The 24,766-nt window shown below is 59.0% G+C and carries 24 protein-coding genes; 15 read left to right on the forward strand and 9 right to left on the reverse strand.

All coding sequences use genetic code 11. The features are described from left to right. The first annotated feature begins 60 nt into the window (after window positions 1–60). Window positions 61–975 carry a ribonucleoside hydrolase RihC gene (rihC, locus tag M2416_RS12275; protein ID WP_259224188.1) on the forward strand — a complete coding sequence of 305 codons (915 nt, stop codon included), beginning with the start codon at window positions 61–63 and terminating at the stop codon, window positions 973–975. Between the two features lie 5 nt (window positions 976–980). On the opposite strand, the gene M2416_RS12280 is transcribed toward rihC, so the two are convergent. Beyond that, on the reverse strand, window positions 981–1,883 hold the full coding sequence (locus M2416_RS12280; RefSeq protein WP_134525231.1) for a LysR family transcriptional regulator: 903 nt from the start codon (window positions 1,881–1,883) through the stop codon (window positions 981–983). Between the two features lie 92 nt (window positions 1,884–1,975). Here M2416_RS12280 and M2416_RS12285 point away from each other — a divergent pair, with 92 nt between their 5' ends. The 3 genes from M2416_RS12285 to M2416_RS12295 all read left to right on the forward strand — a co-directional run bounded on the left by M2416_RS12285 (window position 1,976) and on the right by M2416_RS12295 (window position 4,059). Further along, a complete protein-coding gene (locus M2416_RS12285) occupies window positions 1,976–2,605 on the forward strand; it encodes an alanyl-tRNA editing protein (RefSeq protein WP_259224189.1) in 630 nt (209 codons plus the stop codon). A gap of 115 nt (window positions 2,606–2,720) precedes the next feature. Continuing rightward, a complete protein-coding gene (locus M2416_RS12290; protein WP_259224190.1) occupies window positions 2,721–3,284 on the forward strand; it encodes a glucose-6-phosphate isomerase family protein in 564 nt (187 codons plus the stop codon). Further along, a complete protein-coding gene (locus tag M2416_RS12295; RefSeq protein WP_076946424.1) occupies window positions 3,277–4,059 on the forward strand; it encodes a glucose-6-phosphate isomerase family protein in 783 nt (260 codons plus the stop codon). Before M2416_RS12290 ends, M2416_RS12295 begins: the two co-directional genes overlap by 8 nt. Before the next feature lie 81 nt (window positions 4,060–4,140). Here M2416_RS12295 and M2416_RS12300 read toward each other — a convergent pair whose 3' ends face one another. From M2416_RS12300 to M2416_RS12320, 5 genes are read right to left on the reverse strand one after another with little or no spacing between them, the layout of a single operon-like run. After that, window positions 4,141–4,959 carry a PTS system mannose/fructose/sorbose family transporter subunit IID gene (locus tag M2416_RS12300; protein WP_259224191.1) on the reverse strand — a complete coding sequence of 273 codons (819 nt, stop codon included), beginning with the start codon at window positions 4,957–4,959 and terminating at the stop codon, window positions 4,141–4,143. Continuing rightward, window positions 4,959–5,756 carry a PTS mannose/fructose/sorbose/N-acetylgalactosamine transporter subunit IIC gene (locus tag M2416_RS12305; RefSeq protein WP_115193589.1) on the reverse strand — a complete coding sequence of 266 codons (798 nt, stop codon included), beginning with the start codon at window positions 5,754–5,756 and terminating at the stop codon, window positions 4,959–4,961. Before M2416_RS12305 ends, M2416_RS12300 begins: the two co-directional genes overlap by 1 nt. A gap of 10 nt (window positions 5,757–5,766) precedes the next feature. Then, window positions 5,767–6,261, reverse strand: coding sequence for a PTS sugar transporter subunit IIB (locus M2416_RS12310; protein WP_041143992.1), 495 nt, complete (start codon window positions 6,259–6,261; stop codon window positions 5,767–5,769). A gap of 12 nt (window positions 6,262–6,273) precedes the next feature. After that, complete coding sequence (locus tag M2416_RS12315; protein WP_148250853.1) at window positions 6,274–6,702, reverse strand: PTS sugar transporter subunit IIA; 429 nt, start codon at window positions 6,700–6,702, stop codon at window positions 6,274–6,276. 3 nt (window positions 6,703–6,705) lie between these two features. Further along, a complete protein-coding gene (locus M2416_RS12320; RefSeq protein ID WP_259224192.1) occupies window positions 6,706–8,451 on the reverse strand; it encodes a class I mannose-6-phosphate isomerase in 1,746 nt (581 codons plus the stop codon). A gap of 189 nt (window positions 8,452–8,640) precedes the next feature. Here M2416_RS12320 and M2416_RS12325 point away from each other — a divergent pair, with 189 nt between their 5' ends. The 5 genes from M2416_RS12325 to M2416_RS12345 all read left to right on the forward strand — a co-directional run bounded on the left by M2416_RS12325 (window position 8,641) and on the right by M2416_RS12345 (window position 15,955). Continuing rightward, window positions 8,641–9,675 carry a LacI family DNA-binding transcriptional regulator gene (locus M2416_RS12325; RefSeq protein ID WP_041143995.1) on the forward strand — a complete coding sequence of 345 codons (1,035 nt, stop codon included), beginning with the start codon at window positions 8,641–8,643 and terminating at the stop codon, window positions 9,673–9,675. A 207-nt stretch (window positions 9,676–9,882) separates the two neighbouring features. Then, window positions 9,883–10,704, forward strand: coding sequence for a 4-hydroxy-tetrahydrodipicolinate reductase (dapB, locus tag M2416_RS12330; protein ID WP_115193586.1), 822 nt, complete (start codon window positions 9,883–9,885; stop codon window positions 10,702–10,704). 458 nt (window positions 10,705–11,162) lie between these two features. Next, complete coding sequence (gene carA / locus M2416_RS12335) at window positions 11,163–12,311, forward strand: glutamine-hydrolyzing carbamoyl-phosphate synthase small subunit (protein WP_041143997.1); 1,149 nt, start codon at window positions 11,163–11,165, stop codon at window positions 12,309–12,311. Window positions 12,312–12,327: 16 nt separating this feature from the next. After that, window positions 12,328–15,552: a carbamoyl-phosphate synthase large subunit gene (gene carB / locus M2416_RS12340; protein ID WP_041143998.1), complete on the forward strand. Its 3,225-nt coding sequence runs from the start codon at window positions 12,328–12,330 to the stop codon at window positions 15,550–15,552. A gap of 169 nt (window positions 15,553–15,721) precedes the next feature. Beyond that, the gene (locus M2416_RS12345) at window positions 15,722–15,955 is read left to right on the forward strand and encodes a YgdI/YgdR family lipoprotein (RefSeq protein ID WP_041143999.1); all 234 of its coding nucleotides are present in this window, start codon (window positions 15,722–15,724) and stop codon (window positions 15,953–15,955) included. A 54-nt stretch (window positions 15,956–16,009) separates the two neighbouring features. On the opposite strand, the gene M2416_RS12350 is transcribed toward M2416_RS12345, so the two are convergent. The 3 genes from M2416_RS12350 to idnO are packed head-to-tail and all read right to left on the reverse strand — an operon-like array spanning window position 16,010 to window position 17,783. After that, window positions 16,010–16,477 (reverse strand): NanQ anomerase/TabA/YiaL family protein, encoded by a 468-nt coding sequence (locus M2416_RS12350; protein WP_076946418.1) that lies wholly within the window; start codon window positions 16,475–16,477, stop codon window positions 16,010–16,012. Beyond that, the gene (locus tag M2416_RS12355; RefSeq protein ID WP_041144001.1) at window positions 16,474–17,004 is read right to left on the reverse strand and encodes a gluconokinase; all 531 of its coding nucleotides are present in this window, start codon (window positions 17,002–17,004) and stop codon (window positions 16,474–16,476) included. Before M2416_RS12355 ends, M2416_RS12350 begins: the two co-directional genes overlap by 4 nt. 14 nt (window positions 17,005–17,018) lie before the next feature. Next, window positions 17,019–17,783 (reverse strand): gluconate 5-dehydrogenase, encoded by a 765-nt coding sequence (gene idnO, locus M2416_RS12360; RefSeq protein ID WP_259224198.1) that lies wholly within the window; start codon window positions 17,781–17,783, stop codon window positions 17,019–17,021. Between the two features lie 288 nt (window positions 17,784–18,071). On the opposite strand from idnO, the gene M2416_RS12365 reads away from it, so the two are divergent. The 6 genes from M2416_RS12365 (at window position 18,072) to folA (ending at window position 24,739) form a co-directional block, all read left to right on the forward strand. Then, on the forward strand, window positions 18,072–19,064 hold the full coding sequence (locus tag M2416_RS12365) for a LacI family DNA-binding transcriptional regulator (protein WP_045859976.1): 993 nt from the start codon (window positions 18,072–18,074) through the stop codon (window positions 19,062–19,064). Between the two features lie 210 nt (window positions 19,065–19,274). Next, entirely contained in the window at window positions 19,275–20,225 is a 951-nt protein-coding gene (locus tag M2416_RS12370; RefSeq protein ID WP_076946416.1) for a 2-hydroxyacid dehydrogenase, read from the forward strand. A 90-nt stretch (window positions 20,226–20,315) separates the two neighbouring features. Then, complete coding sequence (locus M2416_RS12375) at window positions 20,316–21,620, forward strand: MFS transporter (protein ID WP_237375723.1); 1,305 nt, start codon at window positions 20,316–20,318, stop codon at window positions 21,618–21,620. A gap of 95 nt (window positions 21,621–21,715) precedes the next feature. Continuing rightward, complete coding sequence (gene kefF, locus M2416_RS12380; RefSeq protein ID WP_041144006.1) at window positions 21,716–22,246, forward strand: glutathione-regulated potassium-efflux system oxidoreductase KefF; 531 nt, start codon at window positions 21,716–21,718, stop codon at window positions 22,244–22,246. Beyond that, window positions 22,239–24,104, forward strand: a complete 1,866-nt coding sequence (gene kefC / locus M2416_RS12385) for a glutathione-regulated potassium-efflux system protein KefC (protein ID WP_076946414.1) — start codon at window positions 22,239–22,241, stop codon at window positions 24,102–24,104. Before kefF ends, kefC begins: the two co-directional genes overlap by 8 nt. Window positions 24,105–24,259: 155 nt before the next feature. Next, on the forward strand, window positions 24,260–24,739 hold the full coding sequence (folA, locus tag M2416_RS12390) for a type 3 dihydrofolate reductase (protein WP_041144008.1): 480 nt from the start codon (window positions 24,260–24,262) through the stop codon (window positions 24,737–24,739). The last annotated feature ends 27 nt before the right edge of the window (window positions 24,740–24,766 follow it).

Genomic DNA, 24,766 nt, shown 5'->3' on the forward strand with positions numbered 1-24,766 from the left:
TTACGCCGTCAGTATGCGAAGATGCCAGACTTAACGTCTGGCATTTTTTTTGGAGAATTTATGCGCTTACCGATAGTTCTTGATACCGATCCCGGCATTGATGATGCGGCGGCAATCGCCGCGGCGCTGTTCGCGCCCGAGCTGGATCTGCAGCTGATGACCACGGTGGCCGGCAACGTGTCGGTGGAAAAAACCACCCGCAATGCGCTGCAGCTGCTGCATTTCTGGAACGCCGACGTGCCGCTGGCCCAGGGCGCCTCAATGCCCCTGCTGCGCCCGCTGCGCGATGCGGCCTCCGTCCACGGCGAGTCGGGGATGGAAGGGTATGAGTTTGTCGAGCATCGCTGCCAGCCGCTGCCGAAACCGGCGTTTCAGGCCATTCGCGATGCGCTGATGCATGCCCCGGAGCCGATGACGCTGGTGGCCATTGGCCCGCTGACCAACATTGCGCTGCTGCTGACGCAGTATCCGGAGTGCCGGTTTAACATTCGCCGCCTGGTCATTATGGGCGGATCCGCCGGGCGGGGTAACTTCACCCCCAACGCGGAGTTCAACATTGCCATCGACCCGGAAGCCGCGGCGAAAGTGTTTCAGAGCGGGCTGGAGATTGTGATGTGCGGGCTGGAGGTCACCAATCAGGCAATACTCGCCCCGGAATATCTCGCCACGCTGCCGACGCTCAACAGGACCGGCAAAATGCTCCACGCGCTGTTCAGCCACTACCGCAGCGGCAGCATGGAGAGCGGGCTGCGCATGCATGACCTGTGCGCAATCGCCTGGCTGGTTCGTCCCGAGCTGTTTACCCTTAAATCGTGCTTTGTGGCGGTCGAAACGCAGGGGAGCTGGACGGCGGGCACCACGGTCGTTGATATCGAAGGCCGCCTTGGCCAGCCGGCGAACGCCAGCGTGGCGCTGGATCTGGACGTCGCTGGCTTCCAGCGCTGGGTCGCGGAGGTTCTGGCGCTGGCGCCATAGGCCCTTTAGCGGCGATAAATTTTCTCGCTAAGATAGTCAATCATGGCCCGCATCCTGGCGGGCATATGCTTATTTCCCGCCCACAGCAGCCACAGCTCGCCGGAGTAGCTGCTGATAAACTCCCACTCTGCCAGCACCTGGACTATCTCCCCGCGCTCCAGCGCTTCGCGGGCGGTAAACAGCGGCAGGCTGCCAATGCCTAAATTCTGCTTCACCGCATCCAGCCGCACGGCGGTGTGGTTGGCCGCGTAGCGCCCTCGGGTCTGGACGATTTCCGTTTTGCCTTCACGACGAAATTTCCAGCGCGCATCGGCGGGCGTTTCGCCGAGGCTGATGCAGCTATGGTCGCGCAGATCCTGCGGATTTTGCGGCGCGCCGTGCTGGCGTAAATAGTGCGGGGTAGCGCAGATTACGTGGCTGACCGGCATCAGCGGCTTGCCGTGCAGCCCCGGGGAGGGCGAATGGGTGATGCGCAGCGCCAGATCGATCCCGTCGTCAATCAGGTCAAGATAGCGATCTTCGAGACGCAGGCAGACGTCAACCTGCGGAAAGCGGGCCAGAAACTCGCTCATCAGCGGATGGATAACAAACCGCCCGACGGCCTTCGGCACGCTGAGCGTCAGCTTGCCCTGCGCCACCTGCTGGGCGCTGCCGGCCGCATCCATCGCCAGGCGCGCGGATTCCAGCATCTCCAGCGCGTGGGCGTAAACCGTCTTGCCGGCATCGCTCAGGCGGAGTTTGCGCGTGGATCGGTGCAGCAGCTTGCTGCCCATCTCCCGCTCAAGGCGCGAGACGCTGCGGCTGACCGCCGAAGGTGTGGTTCCCGTAAGCCGGGCGACCGCGGAAAAGCTGCCCTGCTCGACGATTTGCACGAAGAGGGCCAGGTCGGGAAGTAAGCTTAAGTTCATTTGTGCTCTCTAAGCAAAGGTGCATTGACGCAAGACGGGATTATCGCTGTACGTATTATCAATATACTGTGCGTAACGAGAGGAGAACAATCATGACTGAACGTCTTTATTACACCAGCGATGCCACCGAAGGGCGTGCGCGGGTGGTGGGCTGCGTAGAGCAGGCCGATGGCCGCTACGCAGTCGAGCTGGACCAAACGCTGTTTCATCCTCAGGGCGGCGGGCAGCCGGCGGATCGCGGCTGGATAGCGGAGATCGCCGTCGAAGGGGTAACGGCGTTTGGCGACAGCATTCTGCACCTTGTCCCGCAGCCGCTGGTCCCGGGCGAGGTGACGATCCGCATTGATGGCGCGGCGCGGCGGCAGCATGCCCGCCTGCACTCGGCGGGCCACCTGATTGGCCTCGCGGGAGAGCAGTGCGGCTGGCAGCCGACGAAGGCCCACCACTGGCCAGGAGAGGGGCGAATTACCTTTACCTCCGGCGCTAACGCGGCCCTGCCGGAGGCCGGCGCGCTGCAGGCAAAAGTTGCCGGCTGGCGGGCGGAAAACCTGCCGCGCCATATCTCCGTGGCCGACGGGCTGCGCAGGGTTGGATTTGGTTCCCTGCCTGATTATCCCTGCGGCGGGACCCACGTTGCCAGCCTTTCTGAGCTGGGCGAGGTGCTGATAACCCAGCTGAAAATGAAAAAGGGCCAGCTGATCGTGAGCTACACGCTGGCGTGAAGATACCTTTGCAGCGCCGGCTGTGACGTGCGCTACAAAGTCGTCCGCTCGCCCTTGGGTTAATCGATTAATCTGCTAAGCTGATTCTGCTGTTCTCCTTGGGCCGGAGACCAATATGAACCCTGTTTTTTTCCAGCCGCCGCAGGTGGCATGGGCCAGCGGCCTGTTTTCCGACGGTCCGCTGCTGCGCAAGTCGACGCGTATTGCGGATCTGATCGGCGTTTTTGCCGATGAGCGAACCCGTCTGACCATGGCGGGCGACCGGATGGTGTACGAGGTTGAAATGCTTGATACCTCCTCCGCACCGGGCGCGCTCTATACCGGCGTCACCCATCTCTATCCCGGCAAGGTCGGGGATGAATTTTTTATGACTCGCGGGCACTTTCACGCCCGCCGCGAGCAGGGCGAAGTTTACTTCGGCCTGCGCGGCAGCGGCCTGCTGCTGCTGCAAAACGAGCGCGGAGAAACCCGTCTGGAGCAGGTTTTCGCCGGCTCGGTGCACGTTATCCCCGGCTATAGCGCCCACCGCCTGATAAACACCGGGGCCGATACGCTGTCGGCGCTGGCGGTGTGGCCCGCCGCTGCGGGACATGATTACGCGGCGCTGGACGGCGGCTTCAGGCTGCGGGTCGTCGAGGAGAACCGGACTATTCAGGCAAAAGAGGTGCAGAATGGCTGATTCTGCCCGCGCTTACGGCCTGGATATGACGATCCACCACCATCCCCCTGGTTTTAGCTACGGCGCGGACGTGACCGGGCCGATGCCGGAGATCCGTCGTCTCGATCAGATCCGCGCCTCGCTGCGCGATCCCCACTGCGCAGGGCCGGACGAGGTCTACGCGATCGCCATGGACGTGGCGCGCATGCAGGATCGCGATGAGCTAAAAAAGCGCATGCTGCTGTTTGGCGTCGTGACCTATGCCGCCGGAAGGCTGGGGGAAGAGCCGGTGCGCAGCCAGGGTCATATCCACCGCATCAGTCAGCACAGCGGCTGGTCGCCGCCGGAGCTGTATGAAATCTGGCAGGGGAAGGCGATTATCTATATGCAGGAGCGGGTGGAAGACGATCCCGGCCGCTGCTTTGCGGTGATTGCCGAACCCGGCGATAAGGTGCTGGTGCCGCCGGGCTGGGGGCACGCGACGATTTCCGCCGATCCCGAGGTGCCGCTCACCTTCGGCGCCTGGTGCGATCGGGAGTACGGCTTTGAGTATGATGCCGTGCGGGCGCATAAGGGGCTGGCGTGGTACCCGCTGCTGCAGGATAACCACGTTATCTGGCAGCATAATTCGCGCTATCTTCCCGGTCGACTGCAGGCGATTACGCCGCGCCGGTACGTCGAGTTTGGCCTGACCTCCGCGCCGATTTATCAGCAGTTTATCGACGATCCCGCCCGCCTGCAGTTTATCTCCAGCCCGGACAGGGCGGCGGATCTGTGGCACAACTTCCATCCATAAAAAAGCCGGGGCGATGCCCCGGTTCAGATATTGGCGGTACAGGCGGCGACCCCGGCTTGCAAACCGGGGTCGCGTTCGCGGCTAGCCGGCAAACAGACCGCTGGCGACGCCTGCCGCAGCCAGCAGCAGCAGCATGACCATCGCCTTCACCGGCGAAACGCCGCGCTTCGCCATTAAATACCAGGTCCCCAGCACCACCACCAGCGGCAGGAGCTGCGGGAATATGCCGTCCAGCATCTGCTGGACGTGGATATTGACGCCATCGCGGGTAATGAACTCCAGCCCGGTTCCCAGCTTCACGTAGCTCGCCGCGACGCCGCCCATCACGAAGACGCCGAGCAGCGACAGGGCCTCGCGCAGGCGGGTGGAGCGGCTGCTGACCAGCATCTCCACCGATCCAGAGCCCATTTTGTAGCCCTTTAAAAACAGGAACCACGAGCCGGGGATAATAATCGCCAGCCAGGCGACGATATAGAACAGCGGCCCAAGGACGTTGCCGCCTGCCGCCAGCGCCATACCGATGCTCAGCAGGATAGGGATCAGCATCCCCGGGATCATCGAGTCGCCGATCCCGGCGATCGGCCCCATTAGGCCAACCTTCAGGGTGTTGATCGTCTCACCGTCGATGGGCTCGCCGTTGGCCTTTTTCTCTTCCAGCCCGAGCACCATTCCGTTAACTATCGCGCCGATCTGCGGCTCGGTGTTGTAGAAGGAGGTGTGGCGGCGCAGCATTTCCATGCGCTGGGCCGCGTCGGGATAGAGCTTTTTCGCCACCGGCAGCATGCTCAGGCAGAAGCCGAACGACTCCAGGCGCTCAAAGCTCATCGACGAGAGGTTGTGCATCATCCACGCCCGCCAGCAGCGGCGCAGATCTTTACGGTTCAGGGTACGTTCTTCCATCAGAATTCATCCTCATCATCGACGGCCGGCCTGCTGCCCGCGGCCTGCTGCGGTTCGGGCTTATAGTTGTAGTGGATCAGCGCCAGCAGCGAGCCCACGATCACCAGCGCGACCATATTGAGCTTTAAAAAAACGATGCAGACGAACCCGACGAGAAAATAGATCAGCATGCTGTAGTTCTTGATGATCTGTTTAAGCAGAATCGCGATCCCCACTGCCGGCAGAATGCCGCCCAGCACGTTCATCGTGGAGAGCACGATTCTCGGCAGGCTGTCCATAAAGCCGCTGATGTACTGGGCGCCAAAATAGACCGCAATAAAGGTGGGAACAAAGCGCAGCACGAAGTTACTGACCTGCGGCCAGATCGCGCTGTTCAGGTAAAGGCCGCGCTCATCGCCGCGATCCAGCGCGACGTCGGCGCGATGGTTCCAGAAGGAGTTCAGCACCATCATCGCATTGAATAAAATCGTGCCGGCGATACCGATAGTCGCCGCCAGCGCCACCGCGACCTCCGGTCCCTTACCCGACAATATCCCCAGCGCAATCGCCGGCCAGGCGACGAAGTTGAGGTCGGCGGGCATTGAGCCGCCCGGCGTCACCATGGCGATATACACCGCCTGGACCGCAACGCCTATCATGATCCCGGTCTTCAGGTCGCCTAAAATCAGGCCGACCAGCATGCCGGAGACCAGCGGCCGGGTAATCAGATACCAGCCGCCGGTCAGGCCTAAAAGCCAGGGGCTGCTGAGAGCCCCCAGGTAGCAAAGAATGCCAATCAACGTCGCTTCGATAATCATCATCCGCTCCTTATTTCAGCTTCTGCCGCGCGTCCTGCCAGCTGTAGCAGCTGGCATCCGGCACCAGACGGAACTCAACGTGATGCCCGCGCTGCACCAGCCAGTCGAAGGCGGCGATCTCGTCGGCATTAACCGACTGATTTGGCCCAATGGTGGTGGTGTCGGCGCGGGCGCTCATCGGGCCAACGTTGATTTTGCCGTTGGCATTTTTCAGGCTGATCCCCGCCGCTTCCAGGCGCTGTAAGGTGACCGGGGATTTGCCTATCACGAAATAGCGTTTCTCGCTGGCAATGACTTTGGGTAATTTTTCAATGGCCGTGGCGGTGTCGAACAGCCAGACCTTGAGGTCCTGCACGGCGCCTTTCATCACCGATGAGAGGAGCGGGTCGGCCGCGACGGCGTCGTCAATCGCCACGATACCGTCGCAGGGCAGCTCTTTGGCCCAGCGCGTCACGAGCTGCCCATGGATCACCCGGTCGTCAATACGTACAAAAGAGATACTCATAAGCGTTTTCCTCTAAAAATCATCTGGCTGAACGGCTAAAACCGGGGTGGCTTTAATCAGGGTTGGTACGGTTAACGCCAGCAGCCGGTCGGCAGCGGCGTGGACATCCGTCAGGTCGAGAATCTCTTCACACTGCAGCAGCATCGGGAAATTCACTCCCGCCAGCACGGCGACGGGGGGAGCAGTCTGCGCAGAGAAGGCGTGCAGGCAGGCGACGTTCCACGGCGTTCCGCTTTGCATATCGCACAGCACCAGTACGCCGTCGGCCTGCTGTCCGGCCCACTCCAGCGCGCGGGCAAAATCCTGCTTAAAGCCCTCAATACCCGCCTGCTCGTCGAGGGTGACGGTGGAAATATAGGGCAGCTCGCCGTACACCATCCGCCCGCTGGCCAGCAGGGCGTCAGCCAGCGGGCCGTGAGTGGCAACAATAACGTTAATCATTTCTTATCCTCTTACCCAGGCTTTGATGGTGGCCAGCTGCTGTCCGATGCCCCGACCCGCCGGCGAAATGCGGTACTCCCCGACGGCGGCCGGAATGATAAAGGTCTCGGCGTAGCGCACGCTGAAGGGGTCAAAGGCGCCGCTCGGGCTGTCGACCACGGCTTCCGCGCCTTCCACCAGGTTGAGAACGTTAACCCCGCCGTGGGTATGGTGCGTGACCGGCGCGCTAAACCAGTGGCGGCGGGTTTCAATAAACTCGCGCTCGTGCATGCCCGTGCGCTCCTCCCGCCAGCCTTCGCCTTCGGCAACGGGCTCAATGCGGTTAACCAGGTTGTCGTTGACCCATTGGGTATCGCGCTGCCAGTCGATGACCTGCTCGCCGTGCTGCAGATGCACCGGACGAGGCAGTCCGTCTAAACCTAAACGCCCCCAGTCCCAGAGCTTGAAGGTGAAGATATACGGGGTCGCGCTGATTTCGAGCACCATCGTGCCGCTTCCTGAGCAGTGCACCGTACCGGCAGGGATAAGAAAGTGATCGTGCTTACGCGCCGGGATTTGGTTAACGAAGCGCCGATCGTCAAAGGCCTTCTCGCCGCGGCCGGCGGCCTGCAGATCGGCGAGCATCTCCTGCGGTTCGATCCCCGTTTTCGTCCCCAGATAGACGACGGCTTCCGGCTCCGCCTCGAGGATGTAGTAGCTCTCATCCTGGGTGTAGTGCATGCCAAACTGCTGCTGGATATATTCGGTTACCGGATGAACCTGGAAACTCAGGTTTTGCCCGCCGATGGTGTCGAGAAAATCAAAACGGATCGGGAACTCGGCGCCGAAGCGGGCGTGGACTTTTTCACCCAGCAGCGCGCGAGGGTGCAGCAGCACCAGGTCCTGAGAGGGGATCTCGATCCGTACGTCACCAAAACGCAGTAACAGGCTGTTCTCCTCGGGCACGCAATCAAAACACCACGCGTAGTTGGCGGCCGTAGGATCGAGATCGAATCGTTGCTTCATCCACTGGCCGCCCCAGACGCCGGGATCGAAGAAGGGGGCGACGCGGAACGGTTGAGCGGTGGTCTGCTGCAGCCCGGCGCGCAGCGCTTCGCCGCTGACCAGGGCCGGAGCCTCTTTTACCGTGGTATCGAGTAAAAAATCGGCGCGCTTGAGCAGCGGCACCTTATGGCGATCGAAGACGCGCCATTCAATGAAAAAGGCGCGCTTGTAGCGGCGGAGAATATCTTCATCCTGGTTATCCGCCCCCCAGTTCCCCAGCCCGCTGTGGCGCATGCGCTGCTGGATCTCCCAGCGCGGCATGTCGGCGTACACCAGCAGATCGCCGGGATGAACCAGCGCCGCGCCGGGCCCGTAGATGACCACCACGCCCTCGGCTTCGGCGATAACCTGCTGGCGCAGCTGCTCCAGCTTATAGGGGTCAAAAAACTCCTCAAGGTGGTGGCAGGAGAGCACGCCAAACACGCGGTCGTCGGTAAGATTGCGCGCCAGCAGAGTGTGGATGGCCTGCTCGTCGCGGCGGGCGGACTCAACGTTAAGGGTCAGCGCGGCGCCGAGCGCCGGCAGCAGATGCTGTTCCAGCTCTTCCAGCCGCACGCCCGGATAGCAGTCGATAACCAGCACGGTTTTCGCGGCCGTCGAGGCTCTGGCGCTAAGCGCGGCACGGATGGACTCCCAGCCCCGGCAGGCGTGGTCGTCATAGCCCCGAACCGCAACCTCAGGGTATTTGTTATAGGTGGTGTGCATTTTCATTCTCCATATTGGCTAAATGAAGATTAATCGATTAACCTTATTTTGACAGCGTGGTTAACGCGATTAACCCGCCATAATCGACAAGTCAGGGGGTGAAATGGCCTTTAATGTGAAGGCAGTCACAGGGAAAAAACCAATATTTAGGTTATTCGATTAACCTCGGGCGAATAAACGGGAGGGATGATGACGACAGTGACGCTGGCGCAGGTGGCAGAGAGAGCAGGGGTATCAACGGCGACCGTCTCGATGGTGCTGCGTAACCGGGGACGGATTTCACAGGCCACGCGCGAAAGGGTACTCAAGGCGCTGGATGACGCGGGCTATGTCTACAATCAGACCGCCGCCAATCTGCGCAACCGCAGCAGCAATCAGGTCGGGCTGCTGCTGCACGATATTACCAACCCCTTTTACGGCGAGATGACGGCGGGGCTGAGCCATGAGATGGAGCGGCACGATCTGCTGCTGTTTCTGGCTAACAGCGAAGAGTCCGGCGAACGTCAGCAGAAATTTGTTGATTCGCTGATGCGTAATAACGCCTGCGGCATGGTGCTGTGCGCCGCGCGGGAGACGCCGGCCTCATTTTTTGAAGCCCTGAAGCGGCGCAATATTCCGGCCATTATGGTGGTTCGCCCGCTCAGCGATCCGGATTTTGATTTCGTCGGCACCGACAACTTCCTCGGTACCCAGATGGCGACGCGGCATTTGCTGAAAATGGGCCATCAGAATATTGCCTTTATCGGCGGCAGCCCGAGCTCAGGCACCCGGGCGCAGCGTATTGGCGGCTTTACCAGTACGCTGCTGGAAAGCGGGATCTCGCCGAATCCGCAGTGGATTGTTACCGCGCAGGCCAGCCAGATCGACGGCGCAAAGGTGGCGGAAGCGCTGCTCTCCCGCTATCCGGAGATCACGGCGGCGGTCTGCTATCAGGATATCGTAGCGCTGGGGGTGATGCAGGCGCTGCGCAAAACGGGCCGAGAGCCGGGGCGGGATTTTGCGCTGGTGGGCTTCGATGATATTACCGAAGCGGCGCTGGTCCAGCCGGCGCTGACCACCGTATCGGTGGCGGCGAAAGAGATCGGCCGTAAAGCGGGGGAGCTGCTGTATAGCCGTATTCAGGGTAATGATGAGCCGCCGAAACGGATTATCCTGCCGCCGGCGCTGGTCATTCGTGAATCATGCGGATTTCGCCGGGAAGAATCAGCGATATCAGGCCATTAGCGGCGTTTCTTGCGCGCTATCTGCTGGGGGAACGGCGCTTTTGCCAGACGATATCTCTCCTTCGCGCGATGACAAACATATAGTTTTTACTGATATCGACCGCGGTTTGTCATAAATTTCTAATTATCGGCGTTTTTGAGTAGCGGCCCATCGATGGGCTGGTTACTCTGAAAACAATTTACGTAAAGTTAACAAAAGAGAATAGCTATGCATGATGCACAAATCCGCGTGGCCATCGCCGGCGCGGGCGGCCGGATGGGACGCCAGTTAATCCAGGCGGTACAGCAGATGGACGGCGTGGCGCTTGGCGCGGCGCTGGAGCGCGATGGCTCCTCCCTGATCGGCAGCGACGCCGGTGAGCTGGCGGGCGCGGGCAAGATGGGCGTCACGGTGCAAAGCAGCCTGACGGCGGTTAAAGAGAGTTTTGACGTGCTGATCGATTTCACCCGTCCAGAAGGGACGCTGGCCCACCTCGCATTCTGCCGCGAGCACGGCAAAGGGATGGTGATCGGTACCACCGGTTTTGATGACGCGGGAAAACAGGCCATTCGCGATGCGGCGCAGGAGATTGCTATCGTCTTCGCGGCCAATTTCAGCGTCGGCGTCAACGTCATGCTCAAGCTGCTGGAAAAGGCGGCGAAAGTCATGGGCGACTACACTGATATTGAAATTATCGAAGCGCATCACCGCCATAAAGTGGATGCCCCGTCGGGCACCGCCCTGGCGATGGGCGAGGCGATTGCCGGTGCGCTGAACAAAGATCTGAAAGATTGTGCGGTCTACAGTCGCGAAGGCTATACCGGCGAACGCGTTCCGGGAACGATTGGCTTTGCCACGGTACGCGCGGGGGATATCGTCGGCGAACATACGGCGATGTTCGCCGATATTGGCGAGCGAATTGAGATCAGCCATAAAGCTTCAAGCCGGATGACGTTTGCTAACGGTGCGGTTCGCTCGGCATTGTGGCTGAAAGGCAAGAAAAGCGGCCTCTTTGATATGCGTGATGTCCTTGAACTGAACGCTTTATAAGATTTATTACCCATCGTGATGTGGTTATGGCATTCAATAAGTAATTGATTGCAGAGGGCAATATTTTATTGCCCTTTTTATTTTTAGCGTATTTTTGTCTCATTTTAATTAAGATTGCTATAATTAACGCTTATCCTTCCTGTTGCTGTTATTTTTATGTAAATTTTGACCATCTGGTCTACTTTTCCGAATGGCTATGCCATATTTTACAATCCCGACGCTGCGCAAGCGTTTTCTAACGCTAGTTTGTTGATCTTTTTAGCTGTTAAAGCAGCGTTGATAGGCCAGTGGCGCAAAATGATATTAAAAATATGCGCTTTAAGTTGACTTTTCCCCGACATCTCTCCAGAATGCCGCCGTTTGCCAGAAATCCATAGGTAAGCAAATTTGCATTGATTCATGCTACGCGAATGCATTAATATGCAAATAAAGTGAGTGAATATTCTCTGGAGGGTGTTTTGATTAAGTCAGCGCTATTGGTTCTGGAAGACGGAACCCAGTTTCACGGTCGGGCCATCGGGGCAACGGGCACGGCGGTTGGGGAAGTCGTTTTCAATACTTCAATGACCGGTTATCAAGAAATCCTCACTGATCCTTCCTATTCCCGCCAAATTGTCACTCTTACTTATCCCCATATCGGTAATGTCGGCACCAACGCCGCCGACGAAGAGTCTTCCCAGGTACATGCTCAGGGTCTGGTTATTCGCGACCTGCCGCTGATTGCCAGCAACTTCCGCAATACCGAAGACCTCTCTTCTTACCTGAAGCGCCATAACATCGTGGCGATTGCCGATATCGATACCCGTAAGCTGACCCGCCTGCTGCGCGAAAAAGGCGCTCAGAACGGCTGCATCATCGTTGGCGATAGCCTCGACGCGCAGCTGGCGCTGGAAAAGGCAAAAGCATTCCCGGGTCTCAACGGGATGGACCTGGCGAAGGAAGTCACCACCTCAGAAACCTACGGCTGGACGCAGGGTAGCTGGACTCTGGAGGGCGACCTGCCGGAAGCGAAGGCGGAAAGCGAGCTGCCGTTCCACGTGGTGGCCTATGATTTCGGCGCTAAGCGTAACATTCTGCGCATGCTGGTGGACCGCGGCTGCCGCCTGACGGTTGTGCCGGCAAAAACCTCTGCGGAAGAGGTGCTGAAAATGAATCCGGACGGTATCTTCCTCTCCAACGGCCCTGGTGACCCGGCACCGTGTGACTATGCGATTGAGGCCATTGAGCAATTCCTCACCACCGATATTCCAGTCTTCGGCATCTGCCTCGGCCATCAGCTGCTGGCGCTGGCGAGCGGAGCGAAGACCGTTAAGATGAAGTTCGGCCACCACGGCGGCAACCACCCGGTTAAAGATATTGATAATAACGTGGTGATGATTACCGCGCAGAACCACGGTTTTGCGGTAGACGAAGCCTCCATGCCGGCTAATCTGCGGGTGACCCACAAGTCCCTGTTCGACGGCACGCTGCAGGGCATTCATCGCACCGATAAGCCGGCCTTCAGCTTCCAGGGACACCCGGAGGCGAGCCCAGGCCCGCACGATGCCGCGCCGTTGTTCGACCATTTCATCGAGTTAATTGAGCAGTACCGCCAGTCCGCGAAATAATCAGGAGAAAAAAGCCATGCCAAAACGTACAGACATAAAAAGCATCCTGATTCTTGGCGCTGGCCCGATCGTTATCGGCCAGGCTTGTGAATTTGACTACTCTGGCGCCCAGGCCTGTAAGGCCCTGCGCGAAGAGGGTTACCGCGTCATTCTGGTGAACTCTAACCCAGCCACCATCATGACCGACCCGGAAATGGCCGATGCCACCTATATTGAGCCGATCCACTGGGAAGTGGTACGTAAAATCATCGAAAAAGAGCGTCCGGACGCCGTACTGCCGACCATGGGTGGCCAGACCGCGCTGAACTGCGCGCTGGAGCTGGAACGTCAGGGCGTGCTGGCCGAATTCGGCGTGACCATGATTGGCGCCACCGCCGATGCGATTGATAAAGCGGAAGACCGCCGTCGCTTCGACGTGGCGATGAAAAAAATTGGCCTCGACACCGCGCGTTCCGGTATCGCGCACACCATGGAAGAAGCGCTGGCGGTTGCCGCTGACGTGGGCTATCCGTGCATCATCCGTCCCTCCTTCACCATGGGCGGAACCGGCGGCGGTATCGCCTATAACCGCGAAGAGTTTGAAGAAATCTGTACCCGCGGCCTCGATCTCTCTCCAACCAACGAACTGCTGATCGATGAATCGCTGATCGGCTGGAAAGAGTACGAGATGGAAGTGGTGCGCGATAAGAACGACAACTGCATCATCGTCTGCTCCATCGAAAACTTCGACGCGATGGGCATCCATACCGGCGACTCCATCACCGTGGCCCCGGCGCAGACCCTGACCGATAAAGAGTATCAGGTGATGCGTAATGCCTCGATGGCGGTGCTGCGCGAAATCGGCGTGGAAACCGGCGGTTCCAACGTTCAGTTCTCGGTGAACCCGAAAGACGGTCGCCTGATTGTTATCGAAATGAACCCGCGCGTATCGCGCTCGTCGGCGCTGGCCTCGAAAGCGACCGGCTTCCCGATTGCCAAAGTGGCGGCGAAGCTGGCGGTGGGCTACACCCTTGACGAGCTGATGAACGACATCACCGGCGGGCGTACCCCGGCATCGTTCGAACCCTCTATCGACTACGTCGTCACCAAGATCCCGCGCTTCAACTTTGAGAAGTTCGTCGGCGCTAACGACCGCCTGACCACGCAGATGAAATCGGTCGGCGAAGTGATGGCGATTGGCCGCACCCAGCAGGAGTCGCTGCAGAAAGCGCTGCGCGGCCTGGAAGTGGGCGCAACCGGCTTTGACCCTAAAGTGAGCCTCGACGACCCGGAAGCGCTGACCAAAATTCGCCGCGAGCTGAAAGACGCCGGCGCCGAGCGTATCTGGTACATCGCCGACGCCTTCCGCGCGGGCCTGTCCGTCGACGGCGTCTTCAACCTGACCAACATCGATCGCTGGTTCCTGGTGCAGATTGAAGAGCTGGTGCGTCTGGAAGAGAAAGTGGAAGAGGCCGGCATCAACGGCCTTGATGCTGACTTCCTGCGGATGCTGAAGCGTAAAGGCTTTGCCGACGCGCGTCTGGCTAAGCTGGCGGGCGTGCGCGAAGCGGAAATCCGCAAGCTGCGCGACCAGTACAACCTGCACCCGGTCTACAAGCGCGTGGATACCTGTGCGGCGGAGTTCTCAACGGATACCGCCTACATGTACTCCACCTATGAAGACGAGTGTGAAGCGAACCCGTCGGTTGACCGCGATAAAATTATGGTGCTTGGCGGCGGCCCGAACCGTATCGGCCAGGGTATCGAATTCGATTACTGCTGCGTGCACGCCTCGCTGGCGCTGCGCGAAGATGGTTACGAAACCATTATGGTTAACTGTAACCCGGAAACCGTCTCCACCGACTACGACACCTCCGACCGCCTGTACTTTGAGCCGGTGACCCTCGAAGACGTGCTGGAAATCGTGCGTATCGAGAAGCCGAAGGGCGTTATCGTCCAGTACGGCGGCCAGACTCCGCTGAAGCTGGCGCGCGCGCTGGAAGCGGCCGGCGTGCCGGTTATCGGCACCAGCCCGGACGCGATTGACCGTGCGGAAGACCGCGAGCGTTTCCAGCAGGCGGTTGACCGTCTGAAGCTGAAACAGCCGGCGAACGCCACCGTAACCGCGATTGAAATGGCCGTTGAGAAGGCAAAAGAGATTGGCTACCCGCTGGTGGTGCGTCCGTCCTACGTTCTTGGCGGTCGGGCGATGGAAATCGTTTACGACGAAGTCGACCTGCGTCGCTACTTCCAGACCGCGGTAAGCGTCTCTAACGACGCGCCGGTGCTGCTGGACCGTTTCCTTGACGATGCGGTAGAAGTCGACGTTGACGCTATCTGCGACGGCGAGATGGTGCTGATTGGCGGCATTATGGAGCACATCGAGCAGGCCGGCGTTCACTCCGGCGACTCCGCATGCTCGCTGCCGGCCTACACCCTGAGCCAGGACATCCAGAACGTGATGCGCGAGCAGGTGCAGAAGCTGGCCTTCGAGCTGCAGGTTCGCGGCCTGATGAACGTGCAGTTCGCGGTCAAAAACAACGAAGTGTATCTGATTGAAGTGAACCCGCGCGCGGCGCGTACCGTACCCTTTGTCTCCAAGGCCACCGGCGTTCCGCTGGCGAAAGTGGCGGCACGCGTCATGGCCGGCCAAACGCTGGCTCAGCAGGGCGTGACCAAAGAGATTATCCCGCCGTATTACTCGGTAAAAGAAGTGGTGCTGCCGTTCAACAAGTTCCCGGGCGTTGACCCGCTGTTAGGGCCAGAAATGCGCTCTACCGGGGAAGTGATGGGCGTCGGCCGCACCTTTGCGGAAGCGTTCGCCAAGGCGCAGCTGGGCAGCAGCTCGACGATGAAAAAACAGGGCCGCGCGCTGCTCTCCGTTCGTGAAGGCGACAAAGAGCGCGTGGTGGACCTCGCGGCTAAGCTGCTGAAGTTTGGTTTCGAACTGGATGCTACCCACGGGACCGCGATTGTCCTCGGTGAAGCCGGGATCAACCCGCGTCTGGTGAACAAGGTGCATGAAGGTCGTCCGCATATTCAGGACCGTATCAAGAATGGCGAATACACCTACATCATCAACACCACCGAAGGTCGCCAGGCGATTGAAGACTCCAAGCTGATTCGCCGCAGCGCCCTGCAGTACAAGGTGCACTACGACACCACTCTGAACGGCGGCTTCGCCACGGCGATGGCGCTGAACGCCAACGCTATGGAGAAAGTGACCTCGGTTCAGGAAATGCACGCGCAAATCAAAAAATAAGCCGTGCCGGCGCTGCCGGATACGCAACAAAGCGGGCTGACGTTATCGTCGGCCCGTTTTTTTTATGTCGGTCATCTTCGGAGAGTTCTGCTTTTAACTTCCTCCCGGCTCGGGCTAACTATAATTAGCACGATAACAATACTCATTGACGGAAAAACAGGAGGATACAATGCGGAACAAAATTCTGGTGGCATCCGCGCTGGCAGCGACGGCGGTGTTGTTTGTGGCGGGGTGTTCATCGAACCAGTCCCTGAAAACCACTGATGGCAGAACCATCGTCACCGACGGCAAGCCGCAGGTGGATAGCGATACCGGCATGGTCTCGTACAAAAATGCCGCAACCGGCCGCACCGAACAGATCAATCGCGATCAGGTGAAATCGATGGACGAGCTGGATAACTAATCGTTATCCATGGCCCCGCGAGGGTGAGTGCGGGGCCGGTTATCGCGAGCGGTTTTACAGCAGGGCGTGGTCTATTTTGACGATAATTTTACGCAGCGGCGCGCCGGCATCCATGGCACCCATCGGCCGATGAAGCTCGCCGGGAAACAGAATCGCCAGCTCCTCAGGATGTAAGTGAATCAGCGTTTCGCTGCTAATTTCTGTGCAAAAGCCAATATCATGGGCGTCCTTAAACGGCCCGTCCGCGGTGATGGTTAGCCCTTTATTTCCCGCCCCAATAATCTCAGTCCCTGCCAGCACGATATGAATATCGATGTACTGACGATGGTACTCCGGGCGCTGTTCCGCCAGCGGGCGCGTCTGGCCTTCGACGACGGTGAAAAACAGGTTATCGCCATCGACCGTATATTTCCCCGGCGGCAGGGAGTGCGGGTCCTGCTGGGCGACAGCCTGCAGCGCCTGACGAATAACCGACGGGTAGAACGTATTTTTGGCCGCGGCGGCTAAGGTATCAATAATCATGCCGGCATTCCCTGTAGTGATTGAGGCTCAAGTAAATTTAATGACTGCGCCACGATGCTGGCGACGTCGGGGGCAATATCAACGGCTAAAATATCGCGCTCGCTGGCGTCCGGTGCCTCCAGGGCGGCAAACTGGCTGCGCAGCAGCGCCTCCGGCATAAAGTGCCCCTTACGCTGCTGCATCCGCTGCAGAATGCATTCGTACTCACCGGTCAGCCACAGAAAGCGCAGGCTGCCGCTGCCTTCGCGCAGCCGATCGCGGTAGCGCTTTTTCAGCGCCGAGCACACCAGCACGCCCGATTCATTCTTCTGCTCAAGGCTGAATATCACGTCCGCGATCCTCTCCAGCCACGGTCCCCGGTCTTCGTCATTGAGCGGCTGGCTGGCGGCCATTTTGACGATGTTCTGCCGCGGATGAAGATCGTCTCCGTCGATAAATTTTGCGCCGAGCGCCTGGGCTAACGCCTGGCCGACGGTGGTCTTTCCGGTGCCTGAGACACCCATCAAAATAATGCATTGCCCTGCCATAATGCGCTCCTTACTTAGACTGCAACCAGCATACCGCCGTCGACGAACAGCAGATGGCCGTTGACGAAATCAGAGGCTTTAGAGGACAGGAACACCGCGGCGCCAACCAGCTCCTGCGGATCGCCCCAGCGGGCGGCCGGCGTGCGCTTGCACAGCCAGTCGGTGAAAGCTTTGTCATCAACCAGCGCCTGGGTCATGGCGGTTTTAAAGTAGCCCGGCGCGATGCCGTTGACCTGGACGTTATAGCGCGCCAGCTCGACGCACATGCCGCGGGTCAGCATTTTTACCGCGCCTTTGGCGGCAGCGTACGGCGTGATGGTGTCGCGACCAAGCTCGCTCTGCATTGAGCAGATATTGACGATTTTCCCGCGCTGGCGAGCGACCATCCGCTTCGCCACCGCCTGGGAGACGAGAAATACCGCGGTTTGGTTCACGGAAATAACATCGTTCCATTCCTGCAGCGGAAACTCGGTAAACGGATGGCGTCGCTGAATGCCCGCATTATTAAATAATACGTCGATGACGCCAATTTCTTCTTCGATTTTACCAATGGCCTGCTCGACGGAATCAGCATCGGTAACATTAAATACCGCCGCATGAGCGATGGCACCTTCATCACGTAATTTCATGACCGCATCATCTGCACGGGGGGCGGAAATATCGTTGATAATAATTTCTGCGCCATATTGTGCAAGGCCCTGGGCCATGACAAAACCAATGCCTTGCCCGGCGCCAGTAATTAAAATTCGTTTGCCCTGTAAGCTGAAAAGATCTTTCATCTTGATATCCTGATTAACGGCTGAATATAAATGACGGTGTTCGCTTTTATTCCTGATTCACGAAAAGGTAAAGCGGAAGAACCCGTGCTCTATCTCACGGATTTTTGCCGGGTAAAACCGTGATCGAGATCACTCAAAACGGTGTTACGAAAAGGGGTTACATTAAACGTGAAGCCGGGCGTAAATTCCCGTTACTCAAGGGGTTAACGAGAGTGAGGTTCGATTCTCTTTTTGTTCATCGGCAGGCATAATAACCTGATGCAGTGGACGTATTTGACGGGCAGGTAGATGAAAGCACAACGCATAACGCTCAATGATATTGCAGCGCTGGCTGGCGTAACCAAAATGACCGTCAGCCGCTATTTACGTACGCCGGATAAAGTTAAACCGGAGACGGCAGAGCGCATCGCCAGCGTAATTGCTGAAATTGGCTACGAGCCCGACCCCGACAACCCGGCGATGATCGGCGTCGTCGTGCCGCGCATTGGCGTACTGATCCCCTCCTTTCATAACCAAATCTTTGCTGACCTGCTGGCCGGTATCGAATCGGTTACCGCCGCGCACGGCTATCAGACGCTGGTGGTGAACTATGATTATGACCGCCAGCGCGAAGAGGAGCAGATAGCCGCCGTGCTGGCCTTTAACGTCAAGGGCCTGCTGCTGACCGAATCGGCTCATACCCTGCGGGCCGATAAGTACCTCAATGCGGCGAAAATTCCCGTTGCGGAAGTGATGGGCCTGACCGACAACCCGGGGCGTATCAACGTGGGTTTTGACAACTTCAAGGCCGGTTTCGATATGACCAATATGCTGCTGGCGAGCGGCAAACGGCAGATCGTCTATTTTGGCGCGATGTCCGACGTGCGCGACGAGCAGCGCTACGCCGGCTACTGCCAGGCGATGGAAAATGCCGGGCTGACGGTGGGGCGCATCGCGCCAAACAAGGTGTCGTCGGTATCGATCGGTACCGGGATGATGACCCTGGCGCGTCAGATGTATGCCCGCATGGACGGCATTCTGTGCACCAATGACGATCTGGCAGTTGGCGTGTTACAGGAGTGCCTGGCATCAGGTATCAACGTACCTGAAGAGCTGGCGATAGCCGGTTTTCATGGCCTGGAAATCGGCCAGATTATCTCCCCGCGTCTGGCGAGCGTCCTGACGCCGCGCTTTGAAATGGGCAAGGTGGCAACCGAAATATTAATCAAAAAAATCAAAGGGCTGCCGACTATTGAAAAGGTCGATCTGCACTATCGCCTGTCGATGGGTGAGACCATATAGCGGCTGCGGCGTGGCGATGGCGCCATGTTAGCAGAAAGTTAACGTACGATCCGCTCGAGGCCCGCAATCCGCGGGTTTTGTCTTATCGATCACGGACGGTGTAACAGCTATTTTTAACACGATTCAGCGTGATGCAGATCGCAAAACGCTGCGACAAAAACCCGTTTGATAGTGGCTACAGTCGTTATGAAACTTCAAACAGGTGATCCGATGAATAGTGCTATTACCCGCTCCGTCCTTTTAGTCGCCCCCGTTATTGAGACCTTACAGGCGCAGCTGGCCGCCGAATTCCCGCTGCTGCGCCTGTACGAGCAGGACGATCCGATCGCCTTTTTGCGCGAGCAGGGGGAGAACGTGGCGGCCGTGGTGACCCGCGGGGACGTCGGCGTGCAGAACGGGGTGCTGGAGCTGCTGCCGCACGTTGGCCTGATCGCTATCTTCGGCGTCGGCACCGACGCGGTGGATTTAGAGTACGTCCGCTCCCGGCAGATTGCCGTCTCCATTACCTCCGGCGTGCTGACCAACGATGTCGCCGATCTGGCGATGGGGCTGCTGCTGGCCGGCTCGCGCCAGCTGTGTCAGGGGGACCGTTTTGTGCGTGAAGGCCGCTGGCTGAACGGCGGCCTGCCGCTGGCAACTCAGGTCAGCGGCAAGCGTATCGGCATTCTGGGGATGGGCAACATCGGCCAGGCCATTGCCCGCCGCGCCCGCGGTTTTGATATGCAGGTGCTCTATACCGACCGTAAGCAGGTTGCCGGACTCGATTATCAGTGGTGCGCCGACCTGCATACCCTGGCCCATGAAAGCGACTTTTTGGTGATCGCCGCCTCCGGCGGTGAAGCCAACCGCGGGATTATCGATGCCTCGGTCTTTAACGTGATGCCGAAACGGGCGTGGCTTATCAACATCGCCCGGGGATCGCTGGTCGATGAAAAGGCGCTGATTCAGGCGTTACAGAACGGTGTTATCGCCGGGGCCGCTCTCGACGTCTTTGAGGATGAACCGCGGGTTCCCGCCGAGCTGATTGCGCTCGACAACGTGGTCCTGCAACCGCACGTGGCCAGCGCAACCCATGAAACCCGCCAGAAAATGAGCGATGTGGTTTTTGCTAACGTCGCCGCTTATTTTTCCGGCAAGCCGCTGCCTAACGCTATTAATTAGCGCTCTTATTTTTGTACCCAGCGCCAATAAGAACCTGGTGGGACAGGTTCTTAAATGACAATGATAACCTCTGCATAGAGAGTGCGAAATATGAATGATAAAATTCCCAGCACCCGCTGGCTGCGTATTATTACGCCGGTGTTGATCGCCTGTATTATTTCGTTTATGGATCGGGTTAATATTAGTTTTGCTTTGCCCGGCGGCATGGAAGAGGATTTAGGTATTACCAGCCAGATGGCCGGCGTTGCTAGCGGTATATTTTTTATTGGCTATTTATTTCTGCAAATACCCGGTGGGCGGATTGCGGTTAACGGCAGCGGAAAACGTTTTATTGCCTGGTCGCTGGTGGCCTGGGCGATCGTGTCGGTGGCGACCGGCTTTGTGACCCACGAATATCAGCTGCTGGTTCTGCGCTTTATTCTCGGCGTTTCCGAGGGCGGGATGCTGCCGGTGGTCCTGACGATGGTCAGCAACTGGTTCCCGGAAAAAGAGCTGGGCCGGGCCAACGCCTTCGTCATGATGTTTGCTCCGCTGGGCGGCATGCTGACCGCTCCGGTCTCCGGCGCTATTATTGCCGCACTCGACTGGCGCTGGCTGTTTATTATCGAAGGGCTGCTGTCGCTGGTAGTGCTGGCGGTGTGGTGGTTCATGATTAGCGATCGTCCGGAAGAGGCCCGCTGGCTGCCGGAGAAGGAGCGCGACTATCTGGTCACCACCCTTGCCGCCGAGCGGGCGGCAAAGCTTGCTGAAGATGCGGTGAGCAACGCGCCGGTAAAAGACGTGTTCCGCAATTCCGGACTGATGAAGCTGGTGATCCTCAACTTCTTCTACCAGACCGGCGATTACGGCTACACCCTGTGGCTGCCGACCATTCTTAAAGGGTTGACCGGCGGTAACATGGCCAGCGTTGGCCTGCTGGCGGTGCTGCCGTTCGTCGCCACCCTTGCCGGGATCTACGTGATTTCACTGTTTAGCGATCGCAGCGGCAAGCGCCGACTGTGGGTCCGCTTCTCGCTCTACAGCTTTGCCGCCGCGCTGGTGGCGTCGGTGGTGCTGCGCGACCACGTGGTCGCCGCCTATATCGCGCTGGTGATTTGCGGCTTCTTCCTTAAATCGGCCACCAGTCCGTTCTGGTCGATGCCGGGGCGGATTGCCTCAGCGGAAGTGGCCGGCAGCGCGCGCGGGGTGATTAACGGCCTCGGCAATCTCGGCGGCTTCTGCGGCCCCTACCTGGTGGGCGTGATGATCTACCTCTACGGGCAAAACGTGGCGGTCTGCGCGCTTGCCGGGTCGTTGCTCATTGCCGGAACCATGACCTTCCTGCTGCCGAAGCGCTGCGATCTTGTCGTCAGCGAGCCGGAGGTCAGCGTCGGCAAGCAGCCGCGGAACGCGTAAGCTAAGGCGACATAAATCACAGTTATCATTGTAAGCGCTTCGATTAACTGACTACACTCTTGCAGATTACAACAAGAGTTAACGCAGGCTAATCAATGATTCTGATAATTTATGCCCATCCCTATCCGCATCACTCGCATGCGAATAAGCGGATGCTTGAGCAGGCAGGGACGCTGGACGGCGTAGAAATACGCTCTCTTTATCAACTTTACCCCGATTTTAATATCGACGTCGCCGCCGAACAGGCGGCGCTGGCCCGCGCGGATCTGGTTATCTGGCAGCATCCCTTACAGTGGTACAGCGTCCCGCCGCTGCTGAAGCTGTGGATGGACAAGGTGCTGTCGCACGGCTGGGCCTACGGTCATAACGGCATCGCGCTGCGCGGTAAATCGCTGATGTGGGCGGTCACCACCGGCGGCGGCGAAAGCCACTTCGATATTGGCTCCTTCCCCGGTTTTGAGGTGCTGGCCCAGCCGCTGCAGGCCACCGGCCTGTACTGCGGGATGAAGTGGCTGCCGCCGTTTGCGATGCACTGCACGTTTATCTGCGACGATGAAACCCTCCAGGCGCAGGCGCGCCACTATCGACAACGCTTAATCGAATGGCAGGAGGCGCACAATGGATAGCCATACGCTGATACAGGCGCTGATCTATCTCGGATCCGCCGCGCTTATCGTACCGATTGCCGTCCGTCTTGGCCTCGGCTCGGTGCTGGGGTATTTGATCGCCGGCTGTATTATCGGCCCGTGGGGCCTGAAGCTGGTGACCGACGCCGAGACGATCCTCCACTTCGCCGAAATCGGCGTGGTGCTGATGCTGTTCGTTATCGGCCTCGAGCTTGACCCGCAGCGCCTGTGGAAGCTGCGGGCCTCGGTATTTGGCGGCGGGGCGCTGCAGATGGTGGCCTGCGGGGCGCTGATTGGCCTGTTCTGCATGCTGCTGGGAATGCGCTGGCAGGTGGCAGAGCTTATCGGCATGACGCTGGCGCTGTCGTCTACGGCGATCGCGATGCAGGCCATGAATGAACGTAACCTGACGGTTTCGCAAATGGGGCGTAGCGCCTTTGCGGTGCTGCTGTTTCAGGATATCGCGGCCATCCCGCTGGTGGCGATGATCCCGCTGCTCGCCAGCAGCGGCGGCTCAACCACGCTGTGGGCGTTCGCCCTGTCGGCGCTGAAGGTGGCGGGCGCGCTGGCGCTGGTGGTGGTGCTGGGTCGCTACCTGACCCGACCGGTGCTGCGCTTCGTTGCCCGTTCCGGCCTGCGGGAGGTGTTCAGCGCCGTAGCCCTGTTCCTGGTCTTTGGTTTTGGGCTGCTGCTGGAGGAGGTCGGGCTATCGATGGCGATGGGCGCCTTCCTGGCCGGGGTACTGCTGGCCAGCTCTGAGTACCGTCACGCGCTGGAAAGCGATATTGAACCGTTCAAAGGCCTGCTGCTGGGGCTGTTCTTTATTGGCGTCGGGATGTCGGTAGATTTTGGCACCCTGGTGAGTCATCCCCTGCGCATTTTGATTCTGCTGGTCGGCTTCCTGGTTATTAAAGGCGTCATGCTGTGGCTGATTGCGAAACCTCTCGGCGTACCGCGCGCCCAGCGCCGCTGGTTTGCGGTGCTGCTGGGGCAGGGGAGCGAGTTTGCCTTCGTGGTATTCGGCGCCGCGCAAATGGCCGAGGTGCTGGATAGCGAGTGGGCTAAGGCGCTGACCCTGGCGGTGGCGCTGTCGATGGCGGCGACGCCGATTCTGCTGGTGCTGCTGACCCGGCTGGAAAAATCATCCTCCGGGCAGGAGCGCGAGGCCGATGAGATTGATGAGGAGCAGCCGCGGGTGATTGTCGCCGGCTTTGGCCGCTACGGGCAGATTGCCGGCCGCGTGCTGCTCTCCGGCGGCGTGAAGATGGTCATCCTCGACCACGATCCTGACCACGTTGAGACGCTGCGCAAATTTGATATGAAGGTGTTCTACGGCGACGCGACGCGGGCCGATCTGCTGGAGTCGGCGGGAGCGGCAAAAGCGGAAGTGCTGATCAACGCCATCGACGATCCGCAGGCCAGCCTGCAGCTGGTTGAGCTGGCGAAAGAGCACTTCCCGCATCTGCAAATTATCTCGCGGGCCCGCGATATCGATCACTATATTCAGCTGCGCCAGGCCGGGGTCGAGGCGCCCGAGCGTGAAACCTTCGAGGCGGCGCTGAAATCCGGGCGCATGGCGCTGGAGGCCCTCGGCCTCGGCGCCTACGAGGCGCGCGAGCGCGCCGATCTGTTCCGCCGCTTCAATATCAAAATGGTGGAAGAGATGGTGGAGATGGCGGAAAGCGATTCGGCTTCCCGCGTGGCGGTCTTTAAGCGCACCAGCGATATGCTGACCGGCATTATCAACGAAGACCGCACCCATCTGTCGCTGGTCCAGCGCCACGGCTGGCAGGGTACGGAAGAGGGCAGGCACACGGGTGATATCGCCGATGAGCCGGAGAATAAGCCCTCAGCTTAAGGTATAGCGCGTCGTTCTAATCTGGCGGCTCACGAGGCTGACGTGGGCTCGCCAGCAAATCCGAAAATTTTCGTATTCTTTACCCTCCGTCCAGTCGACGAAGTATTATGCTTTCCGTATAGTGGCGGCAATTTTTTGTATTTGGGAAATATTCAATGATCAGTCTGATTGCGGCGTTAGCGGTGGATCGCGTCATTGGTATGGAAAACGCCATGCCATGGAACCTGCCTGCCGATCTCGCCTGGTTTAAACGTAATACGTTAAACAAGCCGGTGATTATGGGTCGTCTGACCTGGGAATCTATCGGTCGTCCGCTGCCTGGCCGTAAAAATATCGTCATCAGCAGCCAGCCCGGGAGTGACGATCGCGTGCAGTGGGTTAAATCGGTTGATGAAGCGATTGCCGCCTGCGGCGACGTTGAAGAGATGATGGTGATCGGCGGCGGCCGCGTGTACGAGCAGTTCCTGCCGAAAGCCCAGAAGCTCTATTTGACGCATATTGATGCTGAAGTGGAAGGCGATACCCACTTCCCGGATTACGATCCGGACCAGTGGGAGTCGGTATTCAGCGAATTCCACGACGCCGACGCGCAGAACTCGCACAGCTACTGTTTCGAAGTTCTCGAACGTCGCTAAGTTCGTCCCCGGTAGCGCCGAGCTTCC

This window comes from Klebsiella sp. BIGb0132 (assembly GCF_024810075.1).
GTDB classification, from domain to species: Bacteria; Pseudomonadota; Gammaproteobacteria; order Enterobacterales; family Enterobacteriaceae; genus Klebsiella; species Klebsiella terrigena.

Bases quoted from the DNA above. Each gene is read 5' to 3' on its own strand.
- M2416_RS12345 (WP_041143999.1), top strand. From the start codon at position 15,722: ATGCGGAACAAAATTCTGGTGGCATCCGCGCTGGCAGCGACGGCGGTG.
- carB (WP_041143998.1), top strand. From the start codon at position 12,328: ATGCCAAAACGTACAGACATAAAAAGCATCCTGATTCTTGGCGCTGGC.
- M2416_RS12365 (WP_045859976.1), top strand. From the start codon at position 18,072: ATGAAAGCACAACGCATAACGCTCAATGATATTGCAGCGCTGGCTGGC.
- M2416_RS12295 (WP_076946424.1), top strand. From the start codon at position 3,277: ATGGCTGATTCTGCCCGCGCTTACGGCCTGGATATGACGATCCACCAC.
- M2416_RS12315 (WP_148250853.1), bottom strand. From the start codon at position 6,702: ATGATTAACGTTATTGTTGCCACTCACGGCCCGCTGGCTGACGCCCTG.
- M2416_RS12290 (WP_259224190.1), top strand. From the start codon at position 2,721: ATGAACCCTGTTTTTTTCCAGCCGCCGCAGGTGGCATGGGCCAGCGGC.
- M2416_RS12370 (WP_076946416.1), top strand. From the start codon at position 19,275: ATGAATAGTGCTATTACCCGCTCCGTCCTTTTAGTCGCCCCCGTTATT.
- M2416_RS12320 (WP_259224192.1), bottom strand. From the start codon at position 8,451: ATGCACACCACCTATAACAAATACCCTGAGGTTGCGGTTCGGGGCTAT.
- M2416_RS12375 (WP_237375723.1), top strand. From the start codon at position 20,316: ATGAATGATAAAATTCCCAGCACCCGCTGGCTGCGTATTATTACGCCG.
- M2416_RS12355 (WP_041144001.1), bottom strand. From the start codon at position 17,004: ATGGCAGGGCAATGCATTATTTTGATGGGTGTCTCAGGCACCGGAAAG.
- kefC (WP_076946414.1), top strand. From the start codon at position 22,239: ATGGATAGCCATACGCTGATACAGGCGCTGATCTATCTCGGATCCGCC.
- rihC (WP_259224188.1), top strand. From the start codon at position 61: ATGCGCTTACCGATAGTTCTTGATACCGATCCCGGCATTGATGATGCG.
- M2416_RS12285 (WP_259224189.1), top strand. From the start codon at position 1,976: ATGACTGAACGTCTTTATTACACCAGCGATGCCACCGAAGGGCGTGCG.
- M2416_RS12350 (WP_076946418.1), bottom strand. From the start codon at position 16,477: ATGATTATTGATACCTTAGCCGCCGCGGCCAAAAATACGTTCTACCCG.
- M2416_RS12280 (WP_134525231.1), bottom strand. From the start codon at position 1,883: ATGAACTTAAGCTTACTTCCCGACCTGGCCCTCTTCGTGCAAATCGTC.
- M2416_RS12300 (WP_259224191.1), bottom strand. From the start codon at position 4,959: ATGGAAGAACGTACCCTGAACCGTAAAGATCTGCGCCGCTGCTGGCGG.
- dapB (WP_115193586.1), top strand. From the start codon at position 9,883: ATGCATGATGCACAAATCCGCGTGGCCATCGCCGGCGCGGGCGGCCGG.
- M2416_RS12325 (WP_041143995.1), top strand. From the start codon at position 8,641: ATGACGACAGTGACGCTGGCGCAGGTGGCAGAGAGAGCAGGGGTATCA.
- folA (WP_041144008.1), top strand. From the start codon at position 24,260: ATGATCAGTCTGATTGCGGCGTTAGCGGTGGATCGCGTCATTGGTATG.
- idnO (WP_259224198.1), bottom strand. From the start codon at position 17,783: ATGAAAGATCTTTTCAGCTTACAGGGCAAACGAATTTTAATTACTGGC.
- kefF (WP_041144006.1), top strand. From the start codon at position 21,716: ATGATTCTGATAATTTATGCCCATCCCTATCCGCATCACTCGCATGCG.
- M2416_RS12310 (WP_041143992.1), bottom strand. From the start codon at position 6,261: ATGAGTATCTCTTTTGTACGTATTGACGACCGGGTGATCCATGGGCAG.
- M2416_RS12305 (WP_115193589.1), bottom strand. From the start codon at position 5,756: ATGATTATCGAAGCGACGTTGATTGGCATTCTTTGCTACCTGGGGGCT.